The sequence below is a fragment of the Mesorhizobium waitakense genome, assembly GCF_056431085.1.
Genome location: NZ_JBWKME010000100.1, coordinates 193,293 through 217,030, shown reverse-complemented (window position 1 = coordinate 217,030; position 23,738 = coordinate 193,293). Strand labels below are relative to the sequence as shown.

The 23,738-nt window shown below is 61.7% G+C and carries 29 protein-coding genes and 1 pseudogene; 18 read left to right on the top strand and 12 right to left on the bottom strand.

Annotated features, from left to right (window positions below; all coding sequences use genetic code 11):
* Nucleotides 1–129 precede the first annotated feature (129 nt).
* The 4 genes from AC07FD_RS22035 to AC07FD_RS22020 all read left to right on the top strand — a co-directional run bounded on the left by AC07FD_RS22035 (nucleotide 130) and on the right by AC07FD_RS22020 (nucleotide 1,820).
* Nucleotides 130–438 carry a hypothetical protein gene (locus AC07FD_RS22035; RefSeq protein WP_478351535.1) on the top strand — a complete coding sequence of 103 codons (309 nt, stop codon included), beginning with the start codon at nucleotides 130–132 and terminating at the stop codon, nucleotides 436–438.
* On the top strand, nucleotides 435–764 hold the full coding sequence (locus AC07FD_RS22030) for a hypothetical protein (protein ID WP_478351534.1): 330 nt from the start codon (nucleotides 435–437) through the stop codon (nucleotides 762–764). The genes AC07FD_RS22035 and AC07FD_RS22030 overlap by 4 nt, the downstream gene beginning before the upstream one ends.
* On the top strand, nucleotides 761–952 hold the full coding sequence (locus AC07FD_RS22025; RefSeq protein WP_478351533.1) for a hypothetical protein: 192 nt from the start codon (nucleotides 761–763) through the stop codon (nucleotides 950–952). The genes AC07FD_RS22030 and AC07FD_RS22025 overlap by 4 nt, the downstream gene beginning before the upstream one ends.
* 157 nt (nucleotides 953–1,109) lie before the next feature.
* Nucleotides 1,110–1,820 carry a pentapeptide repeat-containing protein gene (locus tag AC07FD_RS22020; RefSeq protein ID WP_478351532.1) on the top strand — a complete coding sequence of 237 codons (711 nt, stop codon included), beginning with the start codon at nucleotides 1,110–1,112 and terminating at the stop codon, nucleotides 1,818–1,820.
* A gap of 533 nt (nucleotides 1,821–2,353) precedes the next feature.
* Here the strand turns inward: AC07FD_RS22020 and AC07FD_RS22015 are convergent.
* Both AC07FD_RS22015 and AC07FD_RS22010 read right to left on the bottom strand, forming a co-directional pair.
* The gene (locus tag AC07FD_RS22015; protein WP_478351531.1) at nucleotides 2,354–2,545 is read right to left on the bottom strand and encodes a hypothetical protein; all 192 of its coding nucleotides are present in this window, start codon (nucleotides 2,543–2,545) and stop codon (nucleotides 2,354–2,356) included.
* A 452-nt stretch (nucleotides 2,546–2,997) separates the two neighbouring features.
* Nucleotides 2,998–3,239 (bottom strand): annotated as a pseudogene (locus tag AC07FD_RS22010) (hypothetical protein).
* Nucleotides 3,240–3,645: 406 nt separating this feature from the next.
* On the opposite strand from AC07FD_RS22010, the gene AC07FD_RS22005 reads away from it, so the two are divergent.
* From AC07FD_RS22005 to AC07FD_RS21980, 6 genes are all read left to right on the top strand, one after another.
* Nucleotides 3,646–3,858 carry a hypothetical protein gene (locus AC07FD_RS22005; RefSeq protein WP_478351530.1) on the top strand — a complete coding sequence of 71 codons (213 nt, stop codon included), beginning with the start codon at nucleotides 3,646–3,648 and terminating at the stop codon, nucleotides 3,856–3,858.
* 423 nt (nucleotides 3,859–4,281) lie between these two features.
* The gene (locus AC07FD_RS22000) at nucleotides 4,282–4,524 is read left to right on the top strand and encodes a hypothetical protein (protein WP_478351529.1); all 243 of its coding nucleotides are present in this window, start codon (nucleotides 4,282–4,284) and stop codon (nucleotides 4,522–4,524) included.
* 174 nt (nucleotides 4,525–4,698) lie between these two features.
* On the top strand, nucleotides 4,699–4,905 hold the full coding sequence (locus AC07FD_RS21995; RefSeq protein WP_478351528.1) for a hypothetical protein: 207 nt from the start codon (nucleotides 4,699–4,701) through the stop codon (nucleotides 4,903–4,905).
* A gap of 29 nt (nucleotides 4,906–4,934) precedes the next feature.
* The gene (locus AC07FD_RS21990; protein WP_478351527.1) at nucleotides 4,935–5,213 is read left to right on the top strand and encodes a hypothetical protein; all 279 of its coding nucleotides are present in this window, start codon (nucleotides 4,935–4,937) and stop codon (nucleotides 5,211–5,213) included.
* 144 nt (nucleotides 5,214–5,357) lie between these two features.
* Nucleotides 5,358–6,569, top strand: coding sequence for an acyltransferase family protein (locus AC07FD_RS21985; RefSeq protein ID WP_478351526.1), 1,212 nt, complete (start codon nucleotides 5,358–5,360; stop codon nucleotides 6,567–6,569).
* Between the two features lie 155 nt (nucleotides 6,570–6,724).
* Nucleotides 6,725–7,027, top strand: a complete 303-nt coding sequence (locus AC07FD_RS21980) for a DUF982 domain-containing protein (RefSeq protein ID WP_095084647.1) — start codon at nucleotides 6,725–6,727, stop codon at nucleotides 7,025–7,027.
* 128 nt (nucleotides 7,028–7,155) lie between these two features.
* Here the strand turns inward: AC07FD_RS21980 and AC07FD_RS21975 are convergent, their stop codons facing one another.
* On the bottom strand, nucleotides 7,156–7,353 hold the full coding sequence (locus AC07FD_RS21975; protein ID WP_478351525.1) for a hypothetical protein: 198 nt from the start codon (nucleotides 7,351–7,353) through the stop codon (nucleotides 7,156–7,158).
* Between the two features lie 145 nt (nucleotides 7,354–7,498).
* Complete coding sequence (locus tag AC07FD_RS21970; protein WP_478351524.1) at nucleotides 7,499–7,735, bottom strand: DUF6894 family protein; 237 nt, start codon at nucleotides 7,733–7,735, stop codon at nucleotides 7,499–7,501.
* Between the two features lie 220 nt (nucleotides 7,736–7,955).
* Between AC07FD_RS21970 and AC07FD_RS21965 the strand changes: the two genes are divergently transcribed.
* Nucleotides 7,956–8,675 carry a Crp/Fnr family transcriptional regulator gene (locus AC07FD_RS21965; protein ID WP_477227958.1) on the top strand — a complete coding sequence of 240 codons (720 nt, stop codon included), beginning with the start codon at nucleotides 7,956–7,958 and terminating at the stop codon, nucleotides 8,673–8,675.
* Nucleotides 8,676–8,715: 40 nt separating this feature from the next.
* Here AC07FD_RS21965 and AC07FD_RS21960 read toward each other — a convergent pair whose 3' ends face one another.
* A complete protein-coding gene (locus AC07FD_RS21960; protein ID WP_478351523.1) occupies nucleotides 8,716–9,213 on the bottom strand; it encodes a YciE/YciF ferroxidase family protein in 498 nt (165 codons plus the stop codon).
* Between the two features lie 443 nt (nucleotides 9,214–9,656).
* Between AC07FD_RS21960 and AC07FD_RS21955 the strand changes: the two genes are divergently transcribed.
* The 7 genes from AC07FD_RS21955 to AC07FD_RS21925 are packed head-to-tail and all read left to right on the top strand — an operon-like array spanning nucleotide 9,657 to nucleotide 17,869.
* On the top strand, nucleotides 9,657–9,746 hold the full coding sequence (locus AC07FD_RS21955; RefSeq protein WP_095084642.1) for a K(+)-transporting ATPase subunit F: 90 nt from the start codon (nucleotides 9,657–9,659) through the stop codon (nucleotides 9,744–9,746).
* Between the two features lie 34 nt (nucleotides 9,747–9,780).
* Entirely contained in the window at nucleotides 9,781–11,484 is a 1,704-nt protein-coding gene (gene kdpA / locus AC07FD_RS21950) for a potassium-transporting ATPase subunit KdpA (protein ID WP_478351522.1), read from the top strand.
* Nucleotides 11,485–11,509: 25 nt separating this feature from the next.
* Nucleotides 11,510–11,722: a hypothetical protein gene (locus tag AC07FD_RS21945; protein WP_478351521.1), complete on the top strand. Its 213-nt coding sequence runs from the start codon at nucleotides 11,510–11,512 to the stop codon at nucleotides 11,720–11,722.
* Nucleotides 11,719–13,812 (top strand): potassium-transporting ATPase subunit KdpB, encoded by a 2,094-nt coding sequence (kdpB, locus tag AC07FD_RS21940; RefSeq protein ID WP_478351520.1) that lies wholly within the window; start codon nucleotides 11,719–11,721, stop codon nucleotides 13,810–13,812. The genes AC07FD_RS21945 and kdpB overlap by 4 nt, the downstream gene beginning before the upstream one ends.
* Before the next feature lie 11 nt (nucleotides 13,813–13,823).
* Nucleotides 13,824–14,387 carry a potassium-transporting ATPase subunit KdpC gene (gene kdpC, locus AC07FD_RS21935; RefSeq protein WP_478351519.1) on the top strand — a complete coding sequence of 188 codons (564 nt, stop codon included), beginning with the start codon at nucleotides 13,824–13,826 and terminating at the stop codon, nucleotides 14,385–14,387.
* Nucleotides 14,388–14,444: 57 nt separating this feature from the next.
* Nucleotides 14,445–17,180: a DUF4118 domain-containing protein gene (locus AC07FD_RS21930; protein ID WP_478351518.1), complete on the top strand. Its 2,736-nt coding sequence runs from the start codon at nucleotides 14,445–14,447 to the stop codon at nucleotides 17,178–17,180.
* On the top strand, nucleotides 17,177–17,869 hold the full coding sequence (locus AC07FD_RS21925) for a response regulator transcription factor (protein WP_457153126.1): 693 nt from the start codon (nucleotides 17,177–17,179) through the stop codon (nucleotides 17,867–17,869). Before AC07FD_RS21930 ends, AC07FD_RS21925 begins: the two co-directional genes overlap by 4 nt.
* A gap of 101 nt (nucleotides 17,870–17,970) precedes the next feature.
* Here AC07FD_RS21925 and AC07FD_RS21920 read toward each other — a convergent pair whose 3' ends face one another.
* The 7 genes from AC07FD_RS21920 to AC07FD_RS21890 all read right to left on the bottom strand — a co-directional run bounded on the left by AC07FD_RS21920 (nucleotide 17,971) and on the right by AC07FD_RS21890 (nucleotide 23,714).
* Complete coding sequence (locus AC07FD_RS21920; RefSeq protein ID WP_478351517.1) at nucleotides 17,971–19,407, bottom strand: MFS transporter; 1,437 nt, start codon at nucleotides 19,405–19,407, stop codon at nucleotides 17,971–17,973.
* Nucleotides 19,408–19,609: 202 nt separating this feature from the next.
* The gene (locus AC07FD_RS21915) at nucleotides 19,610–20,092 is read right to left on the bottom strand and encodes a DUF992 domain-containing protein (RefSeq protein WP_478351516.1); all 483 of its coding nucleotides are present in this window, start codon (nucleotides 20,090–20,092) and stop codon (nucleotides 19,610–19,612) included.
* Nucleotides 20,093–20,289: 197 nt separating this feature from the next.
* Nucleotides 20,290–20,766, bottom strand: a complete 477-nt coding sequence (locus AC07FD_RS21910) for a DUF992 domain-containing protein (RefSeq protein WP_478351515.1) — start codon at nucleotides 20,764–20,766, stop codon at nucleotides 20,290–20,292.
* A 177-nt stretch (nucleotides 20,767–20,943) separates the two neighbouring features.
* Nucleotides 20,944–21,795: a tetratricopeptide repeat protein gene (locus AC07FD_RS21905; protein WP_478351514.1), complete on the bottom strand. Its 852-nt coding sequence runs from the start codon at nucleotides 21,793–21,795 to the stop codon at nucleotides 20,944–20,946.
* Nucleotides 21,796–21,986: 191 nt separating this feature from the next.
* Nucleotides 21,987–22,265, bottom strand: coding sequence for a 30S ribosomal protein S21 (rpsU, locus tag AC07FD_RS21900; protein ID WP_023810129.1), 279 nt, complete (start codon nucleotides 22,263–22,265; stop codon nucleotides 21,987–21,989).
* Between the two features lie 177 nt (nucleotides 22,266–22,442).
* Nucleotides 22,443–22,829 (bottom strand): SET domain-containing protein, encoded by a 387-nt coding sequence (locus tag AC07FD_RS21895; protein WP_478351513.1) that lies wholly within the window; start codon nucleotides 22,827–22,829, stop codon nucleotides 22,443–22,445.
* Nucleotides 22,830–22,955: 126 nt separating this feature from the next.
* The gene (locus AC07FD_RS21890) at nucleotides 22,956–23,714 is read right to left on the bottom strand and encodes an SDR family oxidoreductase (protein ID WP_478351512.1); all 759 of its coding nucleotides are present in this window, start codon (nucleotides 23,712–23,714) and stop codon (nucleotides 22,956–22,958) included.
* Between the last annotated feature and the right edge of the window lie 24 nt (nucleotides 23,715–23,738).

The window sequence follows — 23,738 nt, the reverse complement described above, 5'->3', positions numbered from 1 at the left end:
GGCGGAGACGGACGCTCTCTCCGCCAGATTTCTCGCATAACAGGCTGATTTTGTAGGGTATTTGTCGACGTCCTTTGCCTCCTTCCCAATGCGTTTCCCAAGGAAAATGCAACCGAAGGAGACTGGATTATGCACCGCTTTTCTGACCAGCCTGAAAGCCCAATCCTCGGGAGATTCTCCCGTCGCGCCCTATTTGTTGGAGCAATCGCCTCCGTTCCGGCCATTGCTTCAGCGGCGTCGGCGTCGCCCGTCCTGCCGCGCGAATTGCCGGTCCAGCGGGTCAACCGCCTCGCTCGGGAACTTGCCGAGGCAATGGATGACTGGATGGCCGACATCAGCCACTCTGACCATCCACGTGCCTTGTGGAAGGCGCATGTCTGGCCGGCCTCAACTGGCCTCGGCATCTACTATGAAAACCACGATAGGGGCTTGTTATGAACGCGCACACGCCCATCCTGCAGCCTCTCGGCATGCCGAAGGGTATGGATCCCCGCCAATGGCGCCAGTCGGTCGAGAAGCGCCTCAACGACTTTCGCGCCATGTCGTTGATCACCGCGCTCAATCTCATGGAAGTCGATTGCGACCTGGAGGAGACAGCAGACGACGAGCCGTCGCTCGGCTGCCTCGATGATCTGGAGCTCGACCACTGCGACGACGAGGACGGCGGCGACTTGGAAGGGTACTGTCCGGGAGACTACGGCGAAACCGTCATGTGGCCCGACGATCTGGAATCTCAGGAAGTGCTTGTGAGGAGCGGCATATGACCCTGCTCGATCCAGGCGCCGTACCACGTGCGATCAAGCCGAGCAACGACATGATCGTTCTGCCGTTCCACCACGCTTACCGCAACAACTTCGGAATGATCCCTGTGCGCACTCAAGACGATTTCATGCTCGTCTCGCCGTCGCACTACGACCCTGAGCGCTACCCGCCGGGCTCTTGCATTCAATAGGTCCGACGCCCACCATTTTAGCCCGCTGCCTCAACGGTGGCGGGCTTTTCATTTGGCGGCGGGGACTAGCGGGATTAGCGGGCAAAATGCCGTCGCTTTCGAGTGTCAGCAGATGTGGTAAGGTTGATTGTCGGCGAGTAGCAGAGGTCCAGCAACAATGACTTTGAGACGAACCACAGCTTACGGCACATCCGGCTTGGTTCTAGCGGTTTGCATCGTATTTGCTTGGCAGAACGCCACTGCCGCTCAAGATTGCGACGCAGCCGCGACGCCTGGCGTCAATTGGCAGGACTGTGACAAAAAGCTTCTCATCCTAAAAGGACAGGACCTGAGCGGGGCGAACCTGATCGGTGTTGATTTTACTTCGACCGACCTTAGGAACAGCAATCTCCTTGCGGCGAATTTTGAGAAGGCAACGCTTGTGCGTGCTTCCCTGGCCGACTCGACCGCCAAAGGCGCCCGGTTCGACAAAATCGAGGCCTACAGGACCGACTTCAGCCGTATGGACGCGCAGGGCGCTGTGTTTACGAGCGCGGAAGTGCAGCGCTCGAATTTCCAGGACGCCAATCTGACCAATGTTGATTTCACAAAGGCGGAATTGGGGCGAGCGCAGTTCCATGACGCCGATATCAGCGGCAGCCGCTTTTCGTTTGCCAATCTCGCGCGGGCGGACTTCCGAGGGGCGACGTTCACCGCGCCGATAGACTTTGACCGCGCTTTTTTCTTTCAGACCCGTATCGAGGGTCTCGATCTTTCCAATTCGGCGGGTCTGTCCCAGTGGCAGCTCAACATGGCTTGCGGAGACGCCCGGACCGAGTTGCCTTCTGGCTTGACGAGGCCTGAAGATTGGCCCTGTAGCGAGCCATAGGCTCGGCGCCGTGTCGCTGCCGGGGCTGAAATCGTCAAGCGCGCCCTTGCGGGGGCGAAGCTTGCTAAACCCGTGTCTTGCGGGAGACGCCATATTCAATCAAGCGATCGCGCATTTCATTCAGAGCTCTTGCATATGGCGTCTATCTGCTGTTTCGCTAGGGTTGTCCGGCGGCGGCGCCGGGGTGCGGCTTAAGAAGGCTTAGGCTCAAGTTCAGGAGGCGGCGCGTTCGGGTCGGGGCAATCAGACGATTGCTCACACGGAGAGGGCCTATCGCCAACGCCGCCATAGCGTTCCACAAGTTTTGCGAATCCGTAGGCGAAGGCGGACAGAAGCGCCAGGATAACCACTATTCGGACGGCCATATGGGATTGTAGCAGGATCATCTCGCATCCCTCAGATATTTCTCTCGATATGAGCCTCGATCGGATTTGGGCGCCGTAGTTCAAATCTTTTAGCTGCCATAAATGTCAGCACGATAGCGGCAGCTATCGATGCAATCACGGTGGTGGTAAGGGCTAGACTTCTCACCATCACTCAAAGCCTACCGCCGCTTCGGCTTCGGCGTGATCTCCTCGATCCGCCTTAACGTCGTCCTGGGCCATTGCCTGTTCTAGCGCCTCTGCTTCGGCCTTGTCCTTGGTGGTCAGCACTGTCCGCCAATGCGGCTTCTCAAACACGCCAACGATGTAAGTGGTCCGTTCGGGCTCAGGTCCGGCTGGCATACTTCACCTTGCCCCACTGGCTGCATTGAGGACACAAAGGACGGAGATAGGCCAACTTGTCGCCCGGAATATTTCCGCAACTGGTGATCGTCAGGCTGCCGCCATTGAACCCCTCCAGGCTGTAGGATTCCCAGGTCCCGCTGAGGGGCTGATCGTCTTCTCGTAGTTTCAGATAACCGGTGCGACCGCATTCGCACACCAGCTTTTCCCGTAAAACAGTTGAGAGCACTTAGGACTGCCTTCCACGATTGGGCAAACAAGCCCGACCGTCCGCGCGACCCGTTCTTGATACGATGGCCGGTGCGGCCTTGGGGCTATCTTGGGGATGCGAAAGCCGCACCGGTCACTGCGGGAAGGGGTTGCGTTCCCCGCGCTGCCAAAACTATGGGCATATTAGCAACTTCGCAATTAAGCCTATTGGCGGGACTAAGACTGAAGTCCCAGCCCGCGCGCTACTCAGCCGGGGGGCATCGCACCGGACCCGTCACATTCCATGGGATAAACTCGACTTCCTTCCCGTCACTTCCCGCACGGCCTTCAACAGCCCCTCATGCAAGACACGCGTAGCGCGGTAGTGCTCGCAGTGTGGCGATATGAACGGCTTCACGATGCTCCAATGCAGCGCTTCCGCTGCCACGAGAAAGCGCTCGATTTCAGCCTGCGATAATTGCTTGGACGGTTTCGATCTAGCCATTGGCGAACTCCGTTTGAAGGGTCGCCGCAACGAAGGGATGGCAAGCGCCGAAATGTGCAACGATGCTCAATCGCGTGCGTCTTCGGGACGGTTGACCCCGGCGCCGATCACGGTCAACCTCTGGCAATTCGGGCATCGTAAAAGGACGGAAAATGAGGCGCAGACATGAATCGATGCTCGTTATGAGAACCGCGATTGCTCTGCTCTCCTGCCTGGCCATTTCGGCCTGCGGTATGGCCAAAGCCGCGAGGGAAACCGGGCAGACGTTCGACAAGTATGGGTGCCTTGCTCGTGACTTCAAAGGCCAACCGCCTTGCAAACCTGAAAATGCAGCAGCGCCCTGACGAGGCAAGCGCCATGCATTGGTGAGCCATTTTCGGGCACGGACAACCGAGGAAACCTCCGCATGGCCAAGCTCGGAAGGGCCTATGAACAAGTCGTTGCCGACGTGGCGAAGCAGTTCGATCCTTCCGCCGAGGTGAAGGTCGGCGAGTGGGTAAAAGGGCCGGATGGCCTTAGAGAGGTCGACGTACTGATCGCAGGCACCGTGGACGGCGTGACGAGGCAGATCCTGATCGAATGCAATGCAAGGACTACGACTCGCACAAACGGCGAATAGGGATTGCCGTCATCGATGCTGCCGATTCAAAGCGTCGCGATCTTGCCGCGGATGTCACCTTGACGCGGGCTTTTCGAAGGACGCCATGCGAAAGGCAGGTCGGGTGGGAATCGGCTTGATCGGAGTTATGAAAGAGGCCGACCCTAGGATTCGCTATAAGGTGTTCGACGAGAAACGATTTCCGGTCATTCTAGAGCGCTTTAGCGTAGACATAGTGCCCATTTTCATCGTTCGTGGCCCGCCACCATCGTTCGACGACGCGTTGAAATCGCTGGTGATTTCTGACTAGCTTAGGTCTCCCTGCTTCTTTCCCTGCTTGGCTGGCCTGCTCAAGCAGAAAAGTCCACACCGCAAGGGAGTGGGCCAATCTGAACGAAAATCAGAAGCCGGAGGAACCAGGAGCGGGGTGGAGCGTTTTCTCGCGTGCTCAAGAAAATCGCCCTAGCTACCGTCCTGATCCAGGTCGCCGCCGTCGCGGCGCTCATCACTCAGACAGTGCTCTTCACCTCAACCACCGCTACCCAGGCGGCGAACGTGCAGCCCGGCGAAACCGTTGCAGTCACAGGGAAAGAATGCGCCGAGGCGACGCGGCCAGATATTCCAGAGCATTGCCTGAAGCGAACCAAGGCAAGAGTGCGCACGCTCGTCCTGACGGCGGGGCAATAGAAAAGCCCGCCATCGTGGTCTCACTGTCATGGGAAAGAGATCTCCGTTGAAGGGTTCGTGGCAACGAAGACTCTATTCGTGATCTCGGTGCCAGACCTCAACGGGGGAACGATCCGCTCGGTCATGAGTTAGCCCTTCATGATGTACACCCCGGAGCACAGTGGACGCGGCGCAATGGCCGATCTCATGATCTTGGAACTGGCCAAGGCCAGACAGCGCGTCAAGCGGGCGGAGTCCGCCCTCAGGCGCGCCAAGGAAATGCTGGACGAAGACTGCGGAGTCGGGATCAATCTCGCGCTCTGCGGCAGAATACGGGCCGCTCAGCGGCGTGTGATCGAGGCCAGAGAGCGCCTGACGAAGATCGATCCCTCGGCATCGTAGTGCTCCATGATTTGGGATTGCGCCCCATGATGATCGCGACCTTCAACCTTGAAACCGCGAGAAACGGCGACGTATATCGCGCCGCAAGGCTTGCAATGCTGACGCAGCAGGTGATGCGGCAGATCGAGCGCACGGACGCCTCGGCGCAGAAAGTCGAGCAAGTGCTGGCCACATTGGCTGAAGCAAACGCTCGTGCGGCGATAGGCCCACACGTCACGCGCAATCGGCCAACGTCTCCGAAATTCCCGATCGCGGTTGTCGTTGCGCTCGATGGCTTCGGTCAGGCAGGTCAGCGATTGTTCGGCTAGCCGCAGCGGGACGCATCACGCGGATCGTGGCGAACGCTTGTGCCGGCGCTGGGCAAGGTTGCATAGTCCAACAGGGACTCAGCAGGCTGTGCGCATCGGCTCGGAGCAATCGTGATTGGACTTTATGATCTCTGGCCCGCCTTCGTGGTCGTCGCGCTGCTTTGGCCGCTAGCAGGCTTGCCGCTTTTTCAGCGGGTCGGCTTCGAAGTGACCGCGGCCAGGGTCCGGGCGATCGACGGAATGCGAGGCTATCTGGCGCTCGCCGTCGCACTCCACCACGCCGTCATCTACCATGAATTCCTGACGACCGGCGCATGGAAGTATCCGCCGTCCGCTTTCTACGGCCTGTTGGGACAAATGGGGGTGTCCTTCTTCTTCATCATCTCCGCCTATCTGTTTTGGGGGAAACTGCTATCGGCAAAGGCCTCCGTGGATTTTCCGACCCTGTTGCTCAAGCGGGCTTTCAGGATCGGGCCGCTCTACATCTTGGCTGTCGGCGTGGCGATGGCCTTGGAGGTCGTTGACGGGCGGATCGATTATTCGACCTTCGCGACCTACGAGCGGGCATTTTTCAATCTGCTGTTTGGTGTCTTTGGCTATATCCCGCTTTCGAGTGCCCGCGTCTGCGTCTTGGCCTGCGTAACCTGGACCTTGCCCTATGAATGGCTGTTCTATTTCAGCCTGCCGATCGCAGCCATATTCAGCCGGCACCCGGTTACCCGCATAGGATTGCCGGCCGTTCTGCTGGCTTTTTCCATCCTCATGTCAATGAGTGGAGGCAGCGGGGCCTACAGCTATCTGGGACTTTTCGCAGGCGGCATGTTGTGCGCGACGCTAGAAGCAAACGCGCTGCTGGTGAAGCTGCACCGGCATGCCCTGTCCGCCATCGCCCTGATGCTGCTGGTGTATGTTTTTGCCACCTATAGGGTTGCATACGCGCCGGGACCGATGCTGCTGTGCATCGGTGCCTTCTTCCTGATCGTCTCGGGCGCCGATTTCCTTGGTCTTCTGACCGCCAACCGTTCAGTGCGACTGGGCGAGATCAGCTATGGCATCTATCTCTTGCAGGGGCTTGCCTTCGTCTCGATATTTTCCATCACGCCGGTGCGGACCTTCGCCTTGGATAGCGCCACCCAGTATTGGCTTGTGATCGTGATGGCGATGGTGCTTCTGCTCCTCATGGCGCTGGTCGCGCACCTTTTTGTTGAAAAGCCCGGCGTCTCGCTGGGAAACAGGCTTGCGGCAGTTCTTCGCCTGTCGAAGCAGCGTGAGACACGCGAGGCTCCAGTCGCGAGTGAAGCAAGGTCCTGGCGGATGCCGACCAGCCTCACACGACAATCCGCCGATCGCTCATAGCGCTCGTGCGGGCATCGCGATCAAAGGATGACCGCCGCCTTCATATAAAAGCGCTCGGTCTGGAACCTCCTGCCACGCGGCGCGTTTCACCGCGTCCCGTTCGTGGACCAGCCCGGATATCTCTCTTGGCGCTGCGATAATCAGGAGTCCGTTTCATGCACGACAAGCTGTTTCATTCACCGGTGGCACTGACCGTCGGCCTTGGCTTCAAGCGCGAGATTGCCTCGCTGGCCGAAATGCACGATTTCCTGACCGATTGGACGACTTCCCGCCGCGGCCCGCTTTATCGCAACGCGATGAAGGCATGTGATCTCGCGGTTCCGGGTTATGTGACCATCGAGCAGGCGCGCCGTGCGCTGGTCGAATTTGCCCAGGCTTCCGGCATCCTGTGGCCGGATCTCGAGCCAACCGCGGGTGTACACGCAGTTGCCCGTGGTTATGGCGGCTACGCCGCCTGACGCCACCTCCCATCGTGGTGGCTAATCTACACCAGCTATCGCAGAAGCCCGGCTCGACCCAGCCGGGTTTTCGCTTTTTCAGGAACCGCAGGAAATCACAGATGCGGGCTGTGTACCTTGCGCGACAATCATTGCGTCGAACGTGAGCGTCGCCGTGGCGGCTTGGGGCCTGCCGATGCCGGCTCGTCCGCCGACTGCGCCGCAAGGCGCAGAGCTCTCAGCCTAGCCGTCTTTTCCTCTCGCGCCGCGCGCTCGGCGGCGGTCACGATCAGCGACTCACGCTTGGCGCGTTCGTCGCGCTCCGTGTCGACTTTCGCGCGATTCATATGCCGGTCCTTCCGCTGCTGGGACGTCGGTTTCGGAACCGTTGTCACCTCAATCAGTCTCCGCATGGTGCAGCGGTGCGGCGGCGGTGACGATTACAAATGATGGCCAGTGGAATCTTTTGGTCCGAGCCTTGGGCCGAGGCTCTCAGTCACACCACCCCGAAGAGAGGACCAGCGATGCTTCGAAGACATGGCGCCCGCTCTCGTCCCGCACTTTGACGGTAATGACCGTGCGATCGTTCTCGATCATCTCGTCGCGGACGATGTCGGGCAGTATGCGAATCGCCTCTCGCCGCAGGCGTTCGCGCGTTTCGAACACCTGCCCGTCATTGTCGACCGTCAAACCATCACCATTGTAGAGGTCGAGGTAATATCTGGGCATGATGCGCTGGACCTCCAGGTGACGATGTGCGCGAGAGATTCAACCGACAATTCACGGACCGAACTGTGGTTCCACCTGAGGTGGCGTTTGCCGGCGAATAAGTGCACTCTAACAAATGTTAATGCCTGGCCCTGTCCGAAGACCTAGTGCTTCCGCACGCCCCATGCTTGCGCCAAGACGAATTGGCGATCGGCTCTGAGCCCCTTCGCTGGAGATAGCGGTGCTTGAATCCCTTTATCTGAACCTTGGCCAACACGACGCGCTATCCGACGGCGAGAAAGCGTTGCTGGCCGGTGCCATGACTTTCGAAAGGCATTTTGCGACCGGACAGGACATTGTCGCCTCGGGATCGCGGCCGACTTACTCGACGTTGATCCTCGACGGCCTGGCGGCACGCTACAAGGTGCTGGAGAATGGCGGCCGACAGTTCACCTCATTGCAGGTGCCTGGCGACTTCGTCGATCTCCACGCATTCCTGCTGAAGACTATGGATCACGGCATCGTCGCCCTGTCGCCTTGTCATGTCATGTTCGCGGATCACAGCCGTCTGCGCGCCATCACCGAGGAGGCACCGCATCTGACCCGGCTGTTGTGGCTGGACACGCTGGTTGATGGCGCCATCCACCGCGAGTGGATCGTGGCGATGGGACGCCGCTCCAAGACCTCGCATCTGGCCCATCTCGTCTGTGAACTTTTCGTGCGCTTGCAGGTGGTGCAACGCACCAACGGCATGAGCTTTCATCTGCCGCTTTCACAGGCCGAACTGGCCGACGTGCTTGGCCTCTCGGTTGTGCATATGAACCGCGTTATCGGCGCCTTGCGCAAGGTCGGCGTCGTCAACTGGGCGAACCACACGGTGACCATTCTCGACTGGCATCGGTTGCAGGAAATAGCCGAGTTCGACCCGACCTATCTCAGCATGATGCGGGAACCGCGCTAGCTCGTTCCTGGCGCGGCTCACCGATCATGAGTTTTTCGGGTTACGCCGCTTCGGCTGCAACGTTCACAGCCGTCTCCGCGATCTGCGTCAAGGCTTCGTCGGTGGCCTTCTCCTCCTTCAGCGTGGCTTCGAGAAGTGTCACCGCATCGTTCAGGCCGAGTTCGCCGGCCCAGGTCCTCAGCGTGCCATAGCGCGAAATCTCGTAGTGTTCGACCGCTTGCGCTGCGGCGATAAGGCCGGCGTCGAGCGCCGGAGATTCCTTGTATTCGTCCATGATCTCGGCGCCTTCCTCGGTGATGCCCATGATGGCCGCACACGTCTTGCCGACCGCCTTCTTGCCTATGACGCCGAAGACCTTCTCCAGCCTTGCGACATGGCCCTCGGTCTCGGTGCGATGCTTTTCGAAGGCCGCTTTCAGGTCGGCGCTTTGCGCGGCCTTGGCCATTTTCGGCAGCGTCGCCAGGATCTTCTTCTCGGCGAAATAGATGTCCTTCAGCGTGTCGTGAAATAGGTCGTCGAGCATTTTCTGCTTTGCCATGGTCATCTCCTGTGGTGAGCCCTCAGGTCGACAATCTCGCATTGGAGGTTTTGTTCCGCTCGTTCCGGCAATGACGTCCCAGGCGACCCAAATTGTTGGCCCGGGGGGCCGGCCACGAGGCGGGCGCAAAACCTTTATAAAATTCCTATTTCTTTCCTTCCCGTCCCGTCTCGAACCTTTATGGCGATCGGGTCCATATTCCGCCTTGAGCAAAGGTTGGCGCCGTCACACCTGAAGTATGGCGGGCCGCTTTTTACGCAATCGCCGATCTGTTTACGCAATCGCCGACCTGCCCGTGGCAGGAACTACGGTTGAAGGTAGAAGATCGGAAGCAAGGAACAAGCACAATGGACATCGTCGTTCTCGGGATCGGCATTTTGTTTTTTGCCCTGTCCTTCGCCTACATCAAAGCCTGTGACATTCTCTAACGCGAGGACCGCGAAATGCTCGTCGACTATATTCTCGGTGGCAGCGTGACGCTGTTCCTCCTCGTCTACCTGACATACGCCCTCGTTCGTCCAGAACGCTTCTGACGGCAATTGACGCAAGGCCCGGAAAGCTACAACCATGACACTCAACGGATGGCTACAGGTCCTCGTCTATTGCGGGATCGTCGTTTTGCTGGTGAAGCCGCTCGGCGGCTACATGTACCGCGTCTTCAACGGCGACCGGACATTTCTTTCGCCGGTTCTGGACCCGATTGAACGCGGGCTCTATCGCATCGCGGGCACAAGTGAACGCGAGGAGCAACACTGGACCGCCTATGCGGCAGGCATCATGCTCTTCAGCGTTGCCAGCTTCCTGGTGCTTTACGTCCTGCAGCGGCTGCAAGGCGTCCTGCCTTACAATCCCGCCGGCATGACCGCTGTCGAACCCAACCTGGCCTTCAACACCGCCGTCAGCTTCGTGAGCAACACCAACTGGCAGAACTATGGTGGCGAGAGCACGATGTCCTACCTCGTGCAGATGGCCGGCCTCACCGTGCAGAACTTCCTGTCGGCGGCGGTCGGCATCGCCATCGCGGTCGCGCTGATCCGTGGTTTCGCCCGTGCTTCGGCCAAATCCATCGGCAATTTCTGGGTCGATATGACCCGCTGCACCCTCTATGTGCTGTTGCCGCTCTGCATCGTCCTGACCCTTGTCTACGTCTATCTCGGCATGCCGCAGACACTCGGCCCGTACGTCAACGCCACCACGCTTGAAGGCGCGCAGCAGACGATCGCGGTCGGTCCGGTCGCCTCGCAGGTGGCCATCAAGATGCTCGGCACCAATGGCGGTGGCTTCTTCAACGCCAATGCCGCGCATCCGTTCGAAAATCCCGACGCGATCTCCAACCTGATCCAGATGGTGACGATCTTCGCACTCGGTGCTGCCCTGACCAACGTCTTCGGCCGCATGGTCGGCAACCAGCGCCAGGGCTGGGCGATCCTGGCCACGATGGGCGTCCTGTTCATCGCAGGTGTCGCCGTCTGCTACTGGGCGGAAGCTGGCGGCAATCCGCTGGTGCACGCGCTTGGCATCGACGGCGGCAACATGGAAGGCAAGGAGACGCGCTTCGGCATCGCCATGTCGGCCCTGTTTGCAGTCGTCACCACTGCCGCATCCTGCGGCGCGGTCAACGCCATGCACGACAGCTTCACGGCACTCGGCGGCTTCATCCCGATGATCAACATGCAGCTCGGCGAAGTCATCGTCGGCGGCGTCGGCGCCGGTTTCTACGGCATCCTGATGTTCATCGTCGTCGCCGTCTTCGTTGCCGGACTGATGGTTGGCCGCACGCCCGAATATCTCGGCAAGAAGATCGAAGCCAAGGAAGTCAAGATGGCGATGCTGGCCATCCTCTGTCTGCCGCTGGCGATGCTGGTCTTCACGGCCATCGCCGTGGTCCTGCCGAGCGCTGTGGCATCCATCGCCAATGGGGGGCCGCATGGCTTCTCCGAGATACTCTACGCCTATACCTCGGCGGCGGCGAACAACGGCTCGGCCTTTGGCGGTCTCAGCGGCAACACGCCCTGGTACAACATCACGCTCGGCATCACCATGCTGATGGGACGTTTCCTGGTCATCATTCCGGCGCTGGCCATTGCCGGCTCGCTGGTGGCCAAGAAGACGGTCCCGGCCTCGGCGGGCACGTTCCCGACCGATGGCCCGCTGTTCGTCGGCCTGCTGGTCGGCGTCATCCTGATCGTCGTCGGCCTGACCTTCTTCCCGGCACTGGCGATCGGGCCGATCGTCGAACACCTGGCAATGATCCATGGGCAGACATTCTGATGCCGCCCCGTCTTGGATAGAAGTCATGTCCTGGTTCAACACCACGCGTCGCAAGGCTCGGCCCAAGGCCGACAATGAGGGGGAGGCAACTCCTCCCGCTCCCTTCCCAAGCGTATCCACGTTCCTGGGCATTGCGGCGGTCATGATCGTGATCTGGCTGCTGGTCTATGGGCCGCCCTTTTCGGCATCCGATCGATCGGTGCCATCCAACAACAGCGAAGCCGGAGCTCCAAAATGAGCCACTCAAAATCCGCGAGCATCATGGATGCTAGCATCCTCTTGCCCGCTATCGGCGGGGCCGTCAAGAAATTGAACCCGCGCACCCTGATCATAAATCCGGTGATGTTCGTCGTCGCCGTTGTTTCGGCGCTTACGACCGTGCTGTTCGTCAGGGATCTGATCACCGGCGGTGGCGATTTCAGCTTCACGCTGCAGATCATCATCTGGCTGTGGTTCACCGTGCTGTTTGCCAATTTCGCCGAAGCTGTCGCCGAAGGCCGCGGCAAGGCCCAGGCGGATTCGCTGCGCAAGGCGCGCACCGAAACCCAGGCCAAGCTTTTGACCGGCGAAGACCGCACGAAATACAAACTGGTGCCCGGTACCAGCCTCAAGGTTGGCGATGCCGTGCTGGTCGAGGCCGGCGACATCATCCCGTCGGACGGCGAAGTGATCGAAGGCGTCGCTTCCGTCAACGAAGCGGCGATAACAGGCGAATCGGCGCCAGTCATCCGCGAATCCGGCGGCGACCGTTCGGCGGTCACCGGCGGCACCCAGGTGCTGTCCGACTGGATCCGCCTGCGTATCACCGCGGCATCGGGCCATACCTTCCTCGACCGCATGATCTCGCTGGTCGAAGGCGCGGAACGCCAGAAGACGCCGAACGAGATCGCGCTCAACATCCTGCTCGTCGGCATGACGCTGATCTTCATGCTGGCGACGGCGACGATCCCGAGCTTCGCTTCCTATTCGGGCGGCTACATCTCGGTAACCGTGCTGGTCGCGCTGTTCGTGACCCTGATCCCGACGACGATCGGCGCCCTGCTGTCGGCCATCGGCATCGCCGGCATGGACCGCTTGGTGCGCTTCAACGTGCTGGCGATGTCCGGACGCGCCGTCGAGGCGGCCGGCGACGTCGACACGCTGCTCCTCGACAAGACCGGCACCATCACGCTCGGCAACCGCCAGGCGACCGAGTTTCGCCCGGTCAAGGGCGTCACCGAACAGGAACTGGCCGACGCCGCCCAGCTCGCGTCGCTTGCCGACGAAACGCCGGAAGGCCGTTCGATCGTCGTGCTGGCCAAGGAGAAATACGCCATCCGCGCCCGCGACATGGCAACGCTGCACGCCACCTTCGTGCCCTTCACCGCGCAGACCCGGATGAGCGGCGTCGATATCGACGGCTCCTCGGTGCGCAAGGGCGCGGTCGATTCCGTACTCGCTCATGTCAGCCAGTCGACGGTCGCAGCCCACGCCACACGGCCCGGCAGCGATACAGTCAGGGACCTCCAGGTGATCGCCGACGAGATCGCCAAGTCGGGCGGCACGCCGCTGGCGGTCGAGCGTGACGGGCGCCTGCTGGGCGTCGTCCATCTCAAGGATATCGTCAAGGGCGGCATCCGGGAGCGCTTCGCCGAACTGCGCAAGATGGGCATCCGCACGGTGATGATCACCGGTGACAACCCGATGACGGCGGCGGCCATCGCCGCGGAAGCCGGCGTCGACGACTTCCTCGCCCAGGCGACGCCCGAGGACAAGCTGAAGCTGATCCGCGACGAGCAGGCCAAGGGCAAGCTTGTCGCCATGTGCGGCGACGGCACCAACGACGCGCCGGCACTTGCCCAGGCCGATGTCGGCGTCGCCATGAACACCGGCACGATCGCCGCGCGCGAGGCCGGCAACATGGTCGACCTCGACAGCGATCCGACCAAGCTGATCGAGATCGTCGAGATCGGCAAGGCGCTTCTGATGACGCGCGGTTCGCTGACCACCTTCTCGATCGCCAACGACGTCGCCAAGTACTTCGCCATCATCCCGGCGATGTTCGCCGTATTTTACGTCGCGCCGGGGCAAACGACCGGCCCGCTGCAGGCGCTCAACATCATGCATCTGGCGACGCCGCAAAGCGCTATCCTGTCGGCCATCATCTTCAACGCGCTGATCATCATCGCGCTGATCCCGCTGTCGCTGAAAGGCGTCAAATATCGTGCCATCGGCGCCGGCGCGCTGCTCAGCCGCAACCTGCTTGTCTATGGCCTCGGCGGCATCGTCGTCCCCTTCGTCGGCATCAAGGCGATCGACATGATCGTCACCGCCCTCGGCCTCGCTTAAGGAATACGTCCATGCTCACCCAGATAAGACCCGCGATCATCATGATCGTCTTCTTCACGGTGCTGACCGGCCTCATCTATCCAATTGGCATGACCGGCATCGCCCAGGCGCTGTTCCCGCGCCAGGCCAATGGCAGCCTGATCGAAAGGGACGGCAAGGTGGTCGGCTCCGAACTGATCGGCCAGGCCTTTGCCAGCGACAAGTACTTCCATGGCCGCCCCTCGGCAGCCGGCGATGGCTACAACGCCGCTGCCTCCAGCGGCAGCAACCTCGGCCCGACCAACCCCAAGCTGATCGACCGCATCAAGGGCGATGCCGAAAAGCTGAAAGCGGAGAATCCGAATCAGCCCGTACCGATGGACCTGGTGACGACATCCGGCAGCGGCCTCGATCCCCATATCAGCCCGGGGGCGGCCTACTTCCAGGTGGCCCGGGTGGCCAAGGCCAGGGGCGTCGATGAAGCCAAGGTCAAGGCGCTTGTCGACAGCCAGGTCGAGGGCAGTGAACTCGGCTTCATGGGAGAACCGGTGGTCAACGTGCTCGGTCTCAACCTTGCGCTGGACGCCGCGAAATAGTGAATGGTGGGTGCCGGGGATCGACAGTACCCCCGGCGCCATCCATGATCGATGCTGATGCCGGACGACAGCCGCAACGAAACCAGACCTTCTCCCGACGCGCTGCTCGATCATGCCGAGCGGGAGGAACGCGGCCGCCTGAGAATATTCCTGGGTGCGGCACCCGGCGTCGGCAAGACCTACGAGATGCTGATGTCGGGCCGCGCCAGGCTGGCCGACGGCGTGGACGTGGTGATCGGCGTCGTCGAGACGCATGGCCGCAAGGAAACACTGGCCCTGGTCGAGGGCTATGAGGTCATTCCCCGCCGCAAGGTCGACTACAAGGGGCGGGTCCTCGACGAGATGGATATCGACGCCATCCTCGCGCGGCACCCGGCGCTGGTTCTCGTCGACGAACTCGCCCACACCAACGCGCCTGGCAGCCGTCACCCCAAGCGCTACCTCGACGTCCAGGAAATCCTGACGCGAGGCATCGACGTCTACACGACGCTCAACATCCAGCACGTCGAAAGTCTGAACGATGTCGTCGCCCAGATCACCAAGGTCAGGGTCCGCGAGACGGTTCCCGATTCCATCATCGACCAGGCCAACGATGTCGAGATCATCGATCTCACCCCCGACGACCTGATCAAGCGGCTCGAGGAAGGCAAGGTCTATTTCCCCAACACCGCCCAGCGCGCCATCGAGAACTATTTCTCGCCCGGCAATCTGACGGCGCTGAGGGAATTGGCGCTGCGCCGCACCGCCCAGCGCGTCGACGACCAGTTGCTGATCCATATGCAGGCGCATGCCATTCCCGGGCCGTGGGCTGCAGGCGAAAGGGTTCTCGTCTGTCTCGACGCGCGCCAGGGAGGGTCGGCCCGCGTCCGCTATGCACGCAGGCTGGCCGACCGGCTTCGCGCGCCGTGGATGGCGCTGCATGTCGACAGCCCTCGCTCGGCCAGCATGCCCGAGGAGGACAAGGACCGACTCGCCACGAACCTGCGCCTCGCCCAACAGCTTGGTGCCGAGGTGACGACCATTCCGGGTCAGAATTTGGCGCAGGACATCGTACGTTATGCGACGGCGAACAATTTCACCCATATCGTGGTCGGCAGGCCGACCCGGTCGCGCTGGCGCGAATTGATCGAAGGCTCGCTCACCTACGATCTCATCCGCAATGCCGGCGACATCAGCGTCCATGTCATCTCGGGAACCGAGCGCAACACCGAGGCGGCGTCGAGGAGCGTCAGGACGGCGGACGAGCAGAGGCAGTTCCAGATCTGGCCCTATCTCATGGCCACGGCCTATGTCGCCGGCTCGCTCGCCTTCGCCGTCCTTCTCGACCAGTTTCTCGACGTTCGCAATCTCGCAATCATCTTTCTCGTCGGGGTGCTGGCATCGGCGGTGACCGGCGGACTGTGGCCGGCTCTGTATGCCTGTCTCGCCAGCGCGCTTGCGTTCAACTATTTTTTCCTGGAGCCGCGCTACACGCTGACGATCCGGGATCCGGAGAGCATTGTTGCGCTCGGCGTGTTCCTGGTCGTCGCCGTCATTGCGAGCAATCTGACGGTGCGCGTGCAGCGTCAGGCGATCGCCGCCCGCTCGCGGGCGCGGGCCACAGAGGACATCTACCTCTTTTCAAAGAAGCTCGCCGGTGCCGGCACGCTCGACGACGTTCTCTGGGCCACCGCCTTCCAGATCGCCTCGATGCTGAAGCTGCGGGTGGTGCTGCTTTTGCCGGAAGACGGAACGATCACCGTCAAGGCCGGCTATCCGCCCGACGACACGCTGGCCGAGGCCGACATCGCAGCCGCCCGCTGGGCCTGGGAGCACAACCGTGCCGCGGGACGCGGCGCCGATACGCTTCCGGGCGCCAAGCGCCTCTATCTTCCCTTGCGCACTGGGCGCACGGCAATTGGCGTCGTCGGCCTCGACAACGACAAGCAGGGTCCGTTGCTGACGCCCGAGCAGCAGCGCCTGCTCGATGCGCTGGCCGACCAGGCGGCGGTCGCCATCGAGCGCGTCCAGCTCGTCGCCGACGTCGACCGCGCCAAGCTCGCGGCCGAGGCGGACAGGCTGCGCTCGGCACTTCTCACGTCCATCTCGCATGATTTGAAGACGCCGCTCGCCGCCATCATGGGCGCGGCGGGCACGCTGAGGGAGTTCGCGCCGGCACTTCCCGAACAGGACAGGGCGGAGCTCTTGACGACCGTGCTCGACGAATCCGAGCGGTTGAACCGCTTCATCGCCAATCTGCTCGACATGACCAAGATCGAGTCCGGTGCGATGGAGCCGAACTATTCTTTCCATTATGTCGGCGACATCGTCGGTTCCGCCCTGCAGAGGGCCAAGAAAATCATCGCTGAGCACAAGACCGAGATCGACATCCCCAGCGATTTGCCGATGTTGAAAGTCGACCCCGTGCTGTTCGAGCAGGCGCTGTTCAATCTCCTCGACAATGCAGCGAAATACGCGCCGCCCGGCTCGACGATCCGGATACAGGGCTGGACCGACAATGGTTCCGTTATCCTGCAGATCATGGATGAAGGGCCGGGCATCCCTCCCGGCGACCTGGAACGGATTTTCGACACGTTCTACCGGGCGCGCAAGCGCGACCAGGTCCGCGCCGGCACCGGGCTCGGCCTGTCGATCTGCCGCGGCTTCATCGAGGCGATGGGGGGTACGATCATGGCGGCAAACCGAACCGACCGTTCGGGCGCGGTCTTCGCCATCAAGATGCCGAAGCCGGCGAACCAGCCCGATCTCGATGCCGCCAATACGGACGACAACGAAGTGGGTGACTTGGCATGACAAACTCGAACGTCAGGATATTGGTTGTCGACGACGAGCCGCCGATCCGCAAGCTGCTTCGTGTCGGGCTCGGCAGCCAGGGCTACGCGATCAGCGAGGCGCCGAACGCCAAGGCAGCGATCGAACTGATGGATGCGGAGAAGCCGGATCTCGTCCTGCTCGATCTCGGCCTGCCCGGCATGGGTGGCCACGAGCTGTTGCGCAAATGGCGCGACGACGGCCTCGACATTCCGGTGGTCATCCTGTCCAGCCGGACCGACGAGGCCGGCATCGTCCAGGCTCTGGAACTTGGCGCCGACGACTACGTCACCAAGCCGTTCGGGATGAATGAGCTGGTTGCCCGCATCCGCGTGGCGCTGCGCCACAAGTTCCAGCAGCAAGGTGAAAAGCCGGTGTTCCAGACCGGCGACCTGTCCGTCGATCTGGTCAAACGCATCGTCAAGGTCGAAGGCAAGGACGTCAAGCTGTCGCCGAAGGAATACGAGATCCTGCGCATCCTGGTGCAGCACGCCGGCAAGGTGCTGACCCACCATTTCCTTTTGAAGCAGGTCTGGGGCGATTCGACCGACGTGCAGTATCTCAGGGTCTATGTCAGGCAGCTCAGGCAGAAGATCGAGAAGACCCCCGACCAGCCGCGCTATATCACCACCGAGACCGGTGTCGGCTATCGACTGCGAGAGGTCGAATAGAGGCCGTTCGACGTGACGCTCTATCTCTTTGTTTTAAAGCAATTCCCTGAGGGAAAGCGCCAATGCGCTTTTCCCGGGTTTCACACTTTCCTCGAATTGCTTTAACCAACAGCCTCCTGCAGGCGGTTTGCCGTCGACGATGTCCGCAAGGCCGCGAGGCAGCCCACAATGCCGAGCGGCACGAAGGCAAGAAACAGCCAGGACGCGACATTCGCGGCCGCGTCATGATTCAGTCCTTCTGAAAAGCCGCTGGCATTGGCAACGATCCCGGCAAGTGCTGCCCCCACGGCATAGCCGATGCGCTGCATGGTTGGCACGGCCGCCGAGGCGATGGTCTGCTCGTCCTCCGGGGCGGAGGCAACGATGACGCGCGTCAGGAACGGCCAGGCGATGCCGAAGCCGCCACCCTGCAGCAGGGCGCCAAGCAGGATCAGCGGAATGGAGCCTAGCGGTATCGTATAGGCAAAGCCGGCGATGCCTGCCGCGATCATCAGCGCGCCGCCAACGATGATCAACCGCTCGCGGTGCGGTGGCGCATTGGCGACGAGGATCGACAGGATCGACCAGGCGATCGATTCGGCGGCGATGATGTAGCCGGTGGTGAGCAGCGGGATGTTGTGCAGGCTGGTCAGGATCAGCGGCCCGTAGACGCCGAAGGAACAGGTCGCCACCGAAAAGGCGGCGACCATGGTCATGCCGGCGCCGACCGGTGTGCGCCAAGAGAACAGCCGCGCCGGAAAAAGCCGGGAGCGCGGCTTCAGCGCGTCGATGTAGAAGAACAGCACCAGGCCGATGAGGCCGAGGGCCATCAGCACCGACGAGCGCAGCAGGGCGATGTCGACGCCTGCCGAGGCGATCAGCACCACGGCGACGGCAAGGCAGCCAAGCGCTGCGAATGGGAAGGGCGGCGCCTTGCCCGCGGTCGCCTGCGGCCTGGTGGCCTCGGGCGTGTTGAGGACAATCAGGCTCGCCAGCGCCATCGCTGTGCCGCCGAAGGTGAAGATGCCAAAGGCCCAGCGCCATGACAAAAGCTCGGTCATGATCGCGCCGAGAAGCGGGCCGCTGAAGGCGGCGACGCCCCAGATCGCCGACATGATGCCGAAAAGCTGCGGCCAGATGGCGCGCGAGAACAGCCGTTCGACCGAGACGAAGGCCAGCGACACCAACGCGCCGCCGCCAAGCCCCTCGATCAGGCGGCCGGCAAGGAACAATTGCATGGAAGGCGAGGTGGCGCAGATCAGCGCCCCGGTGGCATAGAGGAGGGCGGCAACCACCATGTTGGTGCGCAGCGCCACATAGCTCACCAGCCGCCCCGCCGCGGCGCCGGCAACGATGGCGCCGAGCTCATAGATGGCCAGAGACCAGCCGACGAGCTGGACGCCGGCCAGTTCGCCGACCATGGCCGGCATCACCGTCGCCACCATCGTCTCGTTGGTGGCGTGTAGCAGGATGCCGAGGCTGATGAAGCAGAAACGCGCCAGGTCGCCGCTTGCCCACAAAGCGCGCCAGTCGACCCTGTTTGTGCTGATTCCGGTCATTTCCCCCCCTGCCTTCCATATCTCGATGCCAGCGCATGGCGCCAGAAGCCAGTATGGGTTTCCGGCAGGACCATGCGCAGGCGGGAGCGTGCATCGCGCGCCGCGTCGAGGGCGCCGCTCCAGTCGGGGCCGGCTTGTAAAACCTCAACCAGGGTTGAGCTCAAGCGAAATTTTCGAGATTTTTTCAGCAGGCAACCGGCGATCAATTCTCGGTGCTGCGCAACTGGAACTGGCTGACGCCGATGGCGAGGTTGATGCCGGTCTGCGTCTGCAGGCTGAGTGGCTGCAAGGTGAAGGCCTGCGAGGAGCCGCCGACCAGCAGATTGGCACCGGCGCCGACGGCGGCCGTTACCTCGGCGCTGGCGCCGATATAGTCGCCCGCCAGCGCGCCCGGCGCGTAGATGTTCTTCAGCGGTGTCAGCACGATCCACTGCATCACCGTCTGCTTCGTGGTGCCGATGTCGAGGCCGTATTTGTTGACGGCGCCGAAATAGGCTTCCGGTGCAAAGGTCTTGTCGGCGGGGTTGAAGGTGCAGCTCAAATCCTTGCTCGAGCCGAAGATGAACCCGGTCCCGCCGCCGATGGCGCAATCCAGCACGCCGAGTTCGATGCCGTTGTCCTGTGCATGCGCCGCTCCGGCAAGCGTGGTGGCGAATAGGGCAGCAGCGATGGCTTTCTTTGGCATGCAGTCCCCCCAGCGGTTCGGAACCGCCCTATCTCTCTGTTTTGACGCAATTCCCTGAGGGAAAGCGCTACGCGCTTTTCCTGGCAAAGCCGTTTCACCTTTTTCCCGGTATTGCCCAAGAATCAAACGGCGCGGAACCACCCTATCTGGTTCCGCGCCGTAAATAGAGGGGTCGTGGAGCGCAGAGCTCCATGCAATCACTTGAGCGAGTGGATCAGCTCCAGCGAGGTCACGGCCACGGCGAGGTTGACGCCGGTCTGTGCTTGCACGCTGAGCGGCTCCAGCATGAAGGCGCTGTTGAAGCCACCGACCAGCAGGTTGGCGCCGCCGCCGGTCACCACGCTGGCCTCGGCGTTGACACCATAATAGCTGCCGGCGAGATCGCCCGCGTCACGGTTGCGCGTTGCCGCCAGCACGGCCCAGACGAGCTGGCCCTGATGCGTCTGGCCGACATCCACGCCGATCTTGGAAATGACGCCGGTGTAAATCTCCGACGGTCCGTGGTGGTAGGGGCGGAAGACACAGGACACGCCCTTGTTGGAAGCGACGATGTAAGAGGTGCCGCCATCAATGGTGCAGTCGAGCGTTCCGAGCTGCAGCTTGCCGGCGCTGGCAGGGGCGGCGGCGAACACCGTCGTGGCGAGGGCCGCGGCGCAGGCGAGTTTCTTGATCATGGGAGGGTCCTTTCGCAAATTGCTTGGAATAACGGCTTGGGTGGCCAGACCGTTCCCCTGAAAACTTGGCGCGAACAAGGCACGCGCCAACACCTTGCCGCCGGGGTTCGGGCTGATGGGTTTTTCGAGAGCCGCGCGCTCTTTTGGGCGCACAACGGGCAGCGCTTTGATTGAAGCCTAAGTCGCACCGCTGACGCGGGCGAGGCCATCCTTGGCCGGCTGGTAGGTCGGATCAAGATGCACGGCTTCGCGGTATGATTTCCCTGCCTTGACCTTGTCGCCGCGCCGCTCGTAGATCAGCGCCTGATTGGCCCAGGCCTCGGCGTTCTTGCCGTCGAGCTTGATCGCCATGTTGAAGTCGGCAAAGGCGTTGTCTTCGTCGTTGGTTGCCAGGTAGGAAAGGCCGCGGCCGTTGTAGGGCTCGGCGGCGTCCGGCGCTAGCGAGATGGCGGTCGAGAAATCCTCGATGGCGAACTTGTGCTGGCCCTGGCTCTGATAGATCAGGCCGCGATTGTGGTAAGCGCGCGCATCGGTGGTGTCGAGCTGGATTGCCTTCTGGAAGTCGTTGAAGGCATCCTGGGTGCGACCCGCCTTGCGGTAGAGATTGCCGCGGCCGATATAGGCGGCGTCATAATTGCCATTGATCTGGATCGAGCGGTTGTAGTCGTCGAGCGCGGCCTTCTGATTGCCGAGGAAGCGCTGAATGAGCGCACGGTTCGAATAGGCCTGGTAGAAATTCGGGTTGAGCTGGATGGCGGTGTTGAAATCCTGGAGCGCCGTCTGGTACTGGCCGCCACGGCCATAAGCGGAGCCGCGCACATTGTAGCCTTCGGGATCCTTGGGATTGCGCTGGATCACCGCCGACAGCGAGGAGATGTTCTCGCTCGAGCCTTGCGCCTTGTCGATGTTGTTGAATTCGCCTGTAGGGCCCGCCGTCTGGCAGCCGGCCAGCGCCAGCCCGGAAAGCAGGGCTGCCGTCAGGGCAAAGCCGCGCAATGGGGTTCTGCGCTCCACGCTGATTGCGTTCATGTCTGCCCTGTCCTCACTTCAGCCGCGTCACTCGGTCCGGGTCCCCCCTCCGGGCCGGGTCAAAATTGTCGTAAAGCGTTAGAGCATCTTTTGAGCGTTCAAGTGGACGCATGTCGCCCTAAACAAAAAGGTGGCGGCGATTCCGCATCGCGCCACCTCTAGTATCCTTCGAAAAGGACGAAAAATTGGCGTTAGAACCGCGGCGGGCGCGGGGCACCACCTGCACCGCCGGCGGCGCCAGCAGCAACCGGACGCGGCGTCATCGGCAGCAGGCCTTCGCGCTGTGCGCGCTTGCGAGCCAGCTTGCGGGCGCGGCGCACGGCTTCGGCCTTTTCACGGGCGCGCTTCTCGGAAGGCTTCTCGTAATGGCCGCGCATCTTCATTTCGCGGAAAATGCCTTCGCGCTGCATCTTCTTCTTGAGCGCGCGAAGCGCCTGATCAACGTTATTGTCGCGGACGAGTACCTGCACGGGCAATCCTGTCTTTCGGGTTTGTTATCAACAGGCAAGCGGCCATAGCCACAAGCCTCCGCAGCGATCTACACCACGAATTGTGGCGGCTGATAGCAGAATCAGGCCGCGCTGTCCACAGCCGAAATGAACATCACCGGCAAACCGCAACCGGTTTGCCGCTGGATCAGGAGCCGACTACGCCGTGGCGAGGTGAAGCCGCTCGAAATCTTCGAAGAACTCGCCATAGTCGCAGGTGATCTCCTCGCCGGCCGCGATGTCGCGGGTGGCAATGGCGCCGCCATACTGCGAAAAATCCGTATTCGGCCGTTCGGCGTGATTCATAAAACGCCCATTGTCGACCTCATAGACCATGAAACCGGGACGGTCCGGGCTTGGATAGGCATAGCGGTCGAGCAATTCCCTCAGATGCGAGGGGGCTGCCTCGTATTTTTCCATCGGAATCAATCGGTCGAAATCCGGATCGAGCCGCCAGATCGAGGCGCCTTTCCTGATCGGCTCGGCGGCGAACATGCCGACGCCTTCGATGGCACTCGCAGCCACGTAGGTTCTGATCAGCATCATGGTTCCAGGACCTGTATTGGCAAAAGACCGTTTCGACAGGAAACGGCATCGCCAAATCGCACGGAAAAAGCAAGACCGGCCGTCCACCTTGCGACAATCAACATGCATCCTGGCGGGGAAAAGCCTTCACGTCCGGTTGATCGACACGCCGCCATCGGCAAACAGCGCGGCTCCCGTGGTGAAGCTGGATGCGTCGGAGGCAAGGTAGAGGGCCGAACGGGCGATCTCTTCCGGTGTCGCGACACGCTTCAACGCATGCAGGTTTTCGACGAAAGCCCGCGCCTCAGGAGTCTTGAAGGTCGCTGCCGGCGTGTCGGTGCCGCCGGGCAGCAGCGCGTTGACCCGCACGCCCTTTGGGCCATATTCCGCGGCAAGCACCTGCGTCAGCCCAATCAGCCCGGCCTTGCTCGCGGCATAGCTGGTCATGCCGGGCATGCCGACGGTGTTGCCGACGAAGGTGGAAGTGAAGATCAGCGAACCACCGCCACGCTCGATCATCGCCGGCACCTGATACTTCGCGCCGAGAAACGCGCTGGTGAGGTTGGTGTCGAGCGTCTCGCGCCATTCTTCCAGCGGCAGTTCCGAAATCGGACCCATCAGGCCGACGGCGCCGGCGTTGTTGAAGGCGATGTCGAGCCCACCGAATTTTTCGAGAGCCAGATCGACAAGGGCTTTCGCATAGGTTTCGTCACGGACATTGCCGGCAAGGGCGACGGCCGCGCCGTCGGCGTCGGCTATCTCGGCCACCAGCGCATCGAGCTCGGCCTGGCGGCGGGCGGCGACGATGACCTTGGCGCCTTCCTCGGCGAACAGTTTCGCGGTGGCGCGGCCGATGCCGGAACTGGCGCCGGTGACGATGGCGATTTTGTTGGCGAGTGCGAGCATGGCTGTCGTCCTTCTGTCGGTCCT

Bases quoted from the DNA above. Each gene is read 5' to 3' on its own strand.
- AC07FD_RS22005 (WP_478351530.1), top strand. From the start codon at position 3,646: ATGGCCAAGCTCGGAAGGGCCTATGAACAAGTCGTTGCCGACGTGGCG.
- AC07FD_RS21960 (WP_478351523.1), bottom strand. From the start codon at position 9,213: ATGGCAAAGCAGAAAATGCTCGACGACCTATTTCACGACACGCTGAAG.
- AC07FD_RS21990 (WP_478351527.1), top strand. From the start codon at position 4,935: ATGATCGCGACCTTCAACCTTGAAACCGCGAGAAACGGCGACGTATAT.
- AC07FD_RS22025 (WP_478351533.1), top strand. From the start codon at position 761: ATGACCCTGCTCGATCCAGGCGCCGTACCACGTGCGATCAAGCCGAGC.
- kdpC (WP_478351519.1), top strand. From the start codon at position 13,824: ATGCTCACCCAGATAAGACCCGCGATCATCATGATCGTCTTCTTCACG.
- AC07FD_RS21930 (WP_478351518.1), top strand. From the start codon at position 14,445: ATGCCGGACGACAGCCGCAACGAAACCAGACCTTCTCCCGACGCGCTG.
- AC07FD_RS21920 (WP_478351517.1), bottom strand. From the start codon at position 19,407: ATGACCGGAATCAGCACAAACAGGGTCGACTGGCGCGCTTTGTGGGCA.
- AC07FD_RS22030 (WP_478351534.1), top strand. From the start codon at position 435: ATGAACGCGCACACGCCCATCCTGCAGCCTCTCGGCATGCCGAAGGGT.
- AC07FD_RS21975 (WP_478351525.1), bottom strand. From the start codon at position 7,353: ATGAATCGCGCGAAAGTCGACACGGAGCGCGACGAACGCGCCAAGCGT.
- AC07FD_RS21925 (WP_457153126.1), top strand. From the start codon at position 17,177: ATGACAAACTCGAACGTCAGGATATTGGTTGTCGACGACGAGCCGCCG.
- AC07FD_RS21915 (WP_478351516.1), bottom strand. From the start codon at position 20,092: ATGCCAAAGAAAGCCATCGCTGCTGCCCTATTCGCCACCACGCTTGCC.
- AC07FD_RS21995 (WP_478351528.1), top strand. From the start codon at position 4,699: ATGGCCGATCTCATGATCTTGGAACTGGCCAAGGCCAGACAGCGCGTC.
- AC07FD_RS21905 (WP_478351514.1), bottom strand. From the start codon at position 21,795: ATGAACGCAATCAGCGTGGAGCGCAGAACCCCATTGCGCGGCTTTGCC.
- AC07FD_RS22035 (WP_478351535.1), top strand. From the start codon at position 130: ATGCACCGCTTTTCTGACCAGCCTGAAAGCCCAATCCTCGGGAGATTC.
- AC07FD_RS21945 (WP_478351521.1), top strand. From the start codon at position 11,510: ATGTCCTGGTTCAACACCACGCGTCGCAAGGCTCGGCCCAAGGCCGAC.
- AC07FD_RS21890 (WP_478351512.1), bottom strand. From the start codon at position 23,714: ATGCTCGCACTCGCCAACAAAATCGCCATCGTCACCGGCGCCAGTTCC.
- kdpA (WP_478351522.1), top strand. From the start codon at position 9,781: ATGACACTCAACGGATGGCTACAGGTCCTCGTCTATTGCGGGATCGTC.
- AC07FD_RS21980 (WP_095084647.1), top strand. From the start codon at position 6,725: ATGCACGACAAGCTGTTTCATTCACCGGTGGCACTGACCGTCGGCCTT.
- AC07FD_RS22015 (WP_478351531.1), bottom strand. From the start codon at position 2,545: ATGCCAGCCGGACCTGAGCCCGAACGGACCACTTACATCGTTGGCGTG.
- kdpB (WP_478351520.1), top strand. From the start codon at position 11,719: ATGAGCCACTCAAAATCCGCGAGCATCATGGATGCTAGCATCCTCTTG.
- AC07FD_RS21910 (WP_478351515.1), bottom strand. From the start codon at position 20,766: ATGATCAAGAAACTCGCCTGCGCCGCGGCCCTCGCCACGACGGTGTTC.
- AC07FD_RS21970 (WP_478351524.1), bottom strand. From the start codon at position 7,735: ATGCCCAGATATTACCTCGACCTCTACAATGGTGATGGTTTGACGGTC.
- AC07FD_RS22020 (WP_478351532.1), top strand. From the start codon at position 1,110: ATGACTTTGAGACGAACCACAGCTTACGGCACATCCGGCTTGGTTCTA.
- AC07FD_RS21955 (WP_095084642.1), top strand. From the start codon at position 9,657: ATGCTCGTCGACTATATTCTCGGTGGCAGCGTGACGCTGTTCCTCCTC.
- AC07FD_RS21895 (WP_478351513.1), bottom strand. From the start codon at position 22,829: ATGATGCTGATCAGAACCTACGTGGCTGCGAGTGCCATCGAAGGCGTC.